Here is a 4,779-nt window from a genome sequence, read left to right on the forward strand (position 1 = left end):
GCTCCATCCGTGACGAAGAGGTGATCGCCGCCGCCGACGAGCACGGCATCGCGCTCGTCTTCACCGGCCACCGCCACTTCAGGCACTAGATCCGGCGGCATACCATGTTGCAAGCGGCAGCTTCGGAAACGAAGCTGCCGTTTTTTGCGGGCGCCCCGTAGCGGGATCCGACTTCCTCGGTTCGCTCGACGCGTCAAGTTGCAGCCTTCTCGTCCGACGTGGACGCAAAACGGCAGCTGTGGCAAAGTTAGCCTTGGTTTCAAGTGGATTTCGTACTTTGGATTTCGTGCGATCTGGGGTTTCGTGGATGCTCACGACGCTTACAACGTTCGTCGCGACCCGATGATTGCCATGGCTACCGTTTTGCGCCCAACTTCCACGCCGGACGACGATGTTTCCGCGGCTTGTCGGGGCTTGTGGATGTTCTCTGACGGGATGATGGCGGGGGAGGGGCGGCGCGTATAGTGGGAACATGAAGAAATCCGAAGCGCTCAACATCCTGGGGCTCTCAGACGGCGCGACCGACGATGCGGTCAAACAGGCCCACCGCAAGCTGGTGATCGAGCACCATCCTGACAAGTTCGCGCTTGGGTCGAAGGAGCGCGAGGAGGCGGAAGAGTTCACGAAGCGCATCAACGAAGCGCGTGACGTGCTGCTCAACCGTTCATGGACGCCCGAGTTCGATCCGCGCCGCGATCCTCGCCCCTACGCGAACAACCCGTACGCCCACCCCACGCAGAACCCTTACGGCGGCGCGGGCCAGGGCGGCGATCCCTTCGCGGGCTGGCCGTTCGGTCAGGCCCCTGGCCAAGGCCAGGGGCAGACCACCTACGTATGGACGTCGTGGGACGCGCCGCGCTCCGGCGGTTCCGGCGTGGGCAGCCAGCCGTTCGACCCTTTCGACCCGTTCGCGCCCTTCCGCGCAACGGCCGAGCCGCGCAAGACCCCGCAGGAAGCTCTCGACGAAGTCAAGCACGACCTCGGGCGCGAAGGGCTCGTCATTGCGGGCAAAGCGGCGCTGTTGGCGGTGGCGGCGCTCGCGGGCACCGCGGCCACCGGGCTGTTCCTGTACGTGATGATCTCCATCGTATACGGCCTGTGGAAGCGCTTCGGCTCGTGCCTCATCGGTCTCATCGTGCCGCTCATGCTGCTGGGCGCGCCCTTCGTGTTCATCATCGCGCCCCGGCAGGGGGCCGTCACCGCGGGGCTGGCCGTGGCGTTCCTGCTCGCGGTGCTGTTCGACGTGGTGAACGTGCGCAACCTCCTGCGCGCCCTGCGCGTCGCGCGCCGGGCGACGTCCTAGCGGAGCCTCTGTGGCGGGACCGCCGCGTCCCGCTTGCAGCGCGCACCCTCATGCTATACTGAATCATTCCGTCATGGTTCGTCGAAAGGGGACGCTGGTTGAAGAAAGCGCTGCTGCTCGTCATCGGCATCGTCGCAGTGTGCTTTCTCATCGCGAACGCCGATTACCTGGCGAGTTTCCTCGCGACGCTCAAGACCGGCGCGCTCGTGCCGCTGGTCGTGGCTTGCGTGCTCATGCTGGCGCGCCACCTCGTGCAGGCGGCGTCCTACGACGCGGCCTTCGAGGCGGTCGGCCATAAGACGGGCTTCTGGCACAACGTCGTGCTCATCTTCTCGCTGGTGTTCATCAACACGTTCTGCCTGTTCTCGGGGGCGACGGGCGTGGCGTTCATCATCGACGACGCGCACCGCACGGGCGCGGACGCGGGCACGTCCACCAGCGGCGCCATCCTCTCGCAGATCGGCTACTTCGCCGCCATCCTCGTGATCTCCGTCATCGGCTTTCTCACCATGCTGCTGTCCGGCAGCATGAACACGCTGTTCCTCGTCGGGGGGCTGGCGTTGGCGGCGGTGCTGGCGGCGCTGTCCAGCATGTTCGTGGTGGGCTACCGCAAACCGCGCGTGCTGTTCCGCCTGTTCATCGGCATCGAGTCGCTTATCAACAAGGCGCTGGGGCTGCTGAAGAGGCATCTCAAGCCGGCCTGGGGGCGCAAGATGGCCAGCTCCTTCATCTCGTCGGCGGGCATCCTCGCGAAGAACCCGCAGGGCACCATGGTCACCGTGTCTTACGCGTCGTTCTCGGCCATCCTCAACATGGCGTGCCTCGTGGCCATCGGCTACGCGTTCGGCTTCGAGAACGTGGCCGCGCTCGTGGCGGCGTTCGCGGTGGCGGCCATCTCGGTCATCCTGAGCCCCACGCCTCAGGGCGTGGGCGTGGTGGAGGCGGCCATCGCCGCCATCCTCACGGCGCACGGATGCTCGCTGGCCACAGCCACGGCCATCGCGCTGGTGTACCGCGGTATCATGTTCTGGATCCCCTTCTGCATCGGCGCGCTGCTGCTGTCGCAGTCGGGGTTTTTCGCCGACAAGAAGAGCCCTACCGAGGAGAAGCGCGCGAAGGACACGGCTTGGGTTTCGGGCACCATCGTGCTCATCGTGGGACTCGTGAACATCGGCATGGCGTTGATCCCGCAGACGTTCAGGCCGTTCACCGCGCTCACGGATTGGATCAACATGGGCGGCCTGCTCATCGGTCCGTTCCTTATCGTGGGGAGCATCGTGCTCGTGGTGCTGGCCGTGGGACTCATCCTGCGCTTCCGCACGGCGTGGGCGCTCACGTTGGGCGTGCTCGTGCTGGTGGCTGGCGCGGAGTTCCTCTACGTGAACACCGTGCAGGTTGCCGTGGCGGCTCTGCTGCTGGTGATGTGGCTGTTCTGGAAGCGCGACGCGTTCGACCGTCCTATCGCTCCGCAAGACGACGCGCCGCGCCTCGTGCGCGAGTTCCGCGAGAACGTCGAGCGGTTCCGCGCTTGGCGCGCCAGGCGGGCTGCGGCGAAGGCGGCGGGTGAGCAGCCGCTCGCCGGCATCGGCAGCGTTATAGCCTCGCGCCGAGAAGAGGGCGGCGCGCGCTCACCTGCGAAAAGGAAAACGGGTTGGGAACAACGTGCCGAAAAAGGCGCGGAGATCATCCGCGAGGCTGGACATGAGGGTATACTGCCCTTTGGCGATGATGCCGAGCCAGCGCCCGCGGGGGCGGCAACGGCAGGCGTCGCCGATTCTGCAGCAATGAAGGAGGAGTCAAACCATGATCGTGCTCGATGAGCCCTACGTGTCCGAACCTCTGATCGCCTGGCTTGAGGAGTCCCAGCATCCCGTGCTGGACAACGCTTTCGCGCGTTCGATCGCCGACGGACGCGCTCTGAACCTCGTATCGTCCGACGAGGCGGTTCGCCGTATCGACGCAGGGGAGCGCGTGTACACGAACTCCGAGAACGCCCTGGCCTGGATCGTCGAGAGCGCCCACAACGAAAGCCTGTCGCGCGCCATCGGCCTGTTCAAGGACAAGGCCGCCATGCGAGCTGCGCTGGCCGGCCTCGACCCCGACCTGTTCTTCAAATCCTGTTCGGTGGACGAGTTGTTCAAGCTCGATTTCTCCCAGCTTCCGGCGCCTTTCGTGCTGAAGCCGTCGGTGGGTTTCTGCAGCATGGGCGTCTACGCCATCCAGAACCGCGAGGACTGGGAGCGCGCTCTGGCCGACATCCAGCAGAACGCCTCGTCGTGGCACGACATGTACCCCGAAAGCGTCATCGGCGCCGGGTCGTTCATTCTCGAAGGCTATCTTGAGGGCACCGAGTACGCGCTGGACGCGTACTTCGACGAGACGGGTCGCGCGCACATCCTCAATGTGCTGCGCCACGACTTCACCTCGCCTGAAGATACCTCCGATCGCATGTACGTGACCAGCGCCTCCATCGTGCGCGACACCTCCACGATGTTCGCCTCTTGGCTCGACCGCGTGAACGCGCTCATCGGCGCGCGGAACTTCCCCGTGCACGTGGAGGTGCGCGTGTCGGACGGGCATGTGAGCCCCATCGAGTTCAATCCGCTGCGGTTTGCGGGCCTCGGCGGCACCGACGTCAGCTGGTACGGCTACGGCTACCGCACCTACCAGGCGTTCCTCGAAGACGACGAGCCCGACTTCGATGCGGCGTTCGACGGCAAGACCGACAAGGTGTACTCCATGTCGCTGCTGAACGCGCCGGCCGATGCCTCGGGCGACGAAGACTTCGACTACGACGCGTTCCTCGGTCGATTCTCCCACGTGTTGGAGATGCGCCCCTTCGACGTGAAGCGCGTGGGCAACTACGGCTTCCTGTTCTTGGAGACGGATCCGTCCACGTCCGACGAGCTGGATTTCCTCATGCGCTCCGATCTTAAGGAGTTCCTCCGCTAAGGCGGAGGAGCGCACGGCGCACGGGCTGATCGGTGAAGAAGCTCAACATTCGAAACCTGCTCATCGGACTGGTCATCGTCATCGTGCTGGCCGTGGTGCTGCTGCGCGGCGACCAGCTGGTCGAGCTCGTCGAGACCATCAAAAAAGGTGCCGTCATTCCGCTTATCGCGGCGGTGTGCACCCAGTTGGGCAAGTACTTCGCGCAAAGCTTCTCGTACTCGTACGCCTTCGAGGCCGTCGACGAGCACATGAATCCGCGCGAGACGCTGCCGCTCGTGTTCGGTACGTTCTTCGTGAACACTATCGCGCCCTCTCTCAACTTGGCAGGCACCACGCTCGTGGTGGACGATGCGCGCCGTCGCGGCATCGCGCCCGGCAAGGCTACGAGCGCTGCGTTGCTCATGCAGATCACCGTGGACTCGGGCTTCGCCACCATCATGCTCATCGCGTTCGGCATCTTGGCGGCCACGGTGGGTTTGTCGCCCTTGTGGTTTCTGTTGGGGCTGCTGGTTATAGCGCTGGTC

General features: G+C 64.8%; 3 protein-coding genes and 1 pseudogene. All 4 read left to right on the forward strand.

Annotated elements, in window-relative coordinates; translation table 11 throughout:
• Positions 1-472 precede the first annotated feature (472 nt).
• Positions 473-1,303 (forward strand): J domain-containing protein, encoded by an 831-nt coding sequence (locus ACMO6A_RS05940; RefSeq protein WP_114516399.1) that lies wholly within the window; start codon positions 473-475, stop codon positions 1,301-1,303.
• A gap of 98 nt (positions 1,304-1,401) precedes the next feature.
• Entirely contained in the window at positions 1,402-3,123 is a 1,722-nt protein-coding gene (locus ACMO6A_RS05945) for a lysylphosphatidylglycerol synthase transmembrane domain-containing protein (protein WP_114516400.1), read from the forward strand.
• Positions 3,107-4,255 carry an ATP-grasp domain-containing protein gene (locus ACMO6A_RS05950; RefSeq protein ID WP_009306434.1) on the forward strand — a complete coding sequence of 383 codons (1,149 nt, stop codon included), beginning with the start codon at positions 3,107-3,109 and terminating at the stop codon, positions 4,253-4,255. The genes ACMO6A_RS05945 and ACMO6A_RS05950 overlap by 17 nt, the downstream gene beginning before the upstream one ends.
• Before the next feature lie 32 nt (positions 4,256-4,287).
• Positions 4,288-4,779 (forward strand): annotated as a pseudogene (locus ACMO6A_RS05955) (UPF0104 family protein); the annotation flags it as partial.

The sequence above is a fragment of the Eggerthella sp. genome (genome assembly GCF_048329335.1).
GTDB classification, from domain to species: domain Bacteria; phylum Actinomycetota; class Coriobacteriia; order Coriobacteriales; family Eggerthellaceae; genus Eggerthella; species Eggerthella lenta.

What these genes read in the sequence shown, in the direction of transcription:
- ACMO6A_RS05940 (WP_114516399.1), top strand. Translation starts at nt 473, where the DNA reads ATGAAGAAATCCGAAGCGCTCAACATCCTGGGGCTCTCAGACGGCGCG.
- ACMO6A_RS05950 (WP_009306434.1), top strand. Translation starts at nt 3,107, where the DNA reads ATGATCGTGCTCGATGAGCCCTACGTGTCCGAACCTCTGATCGCCTGG.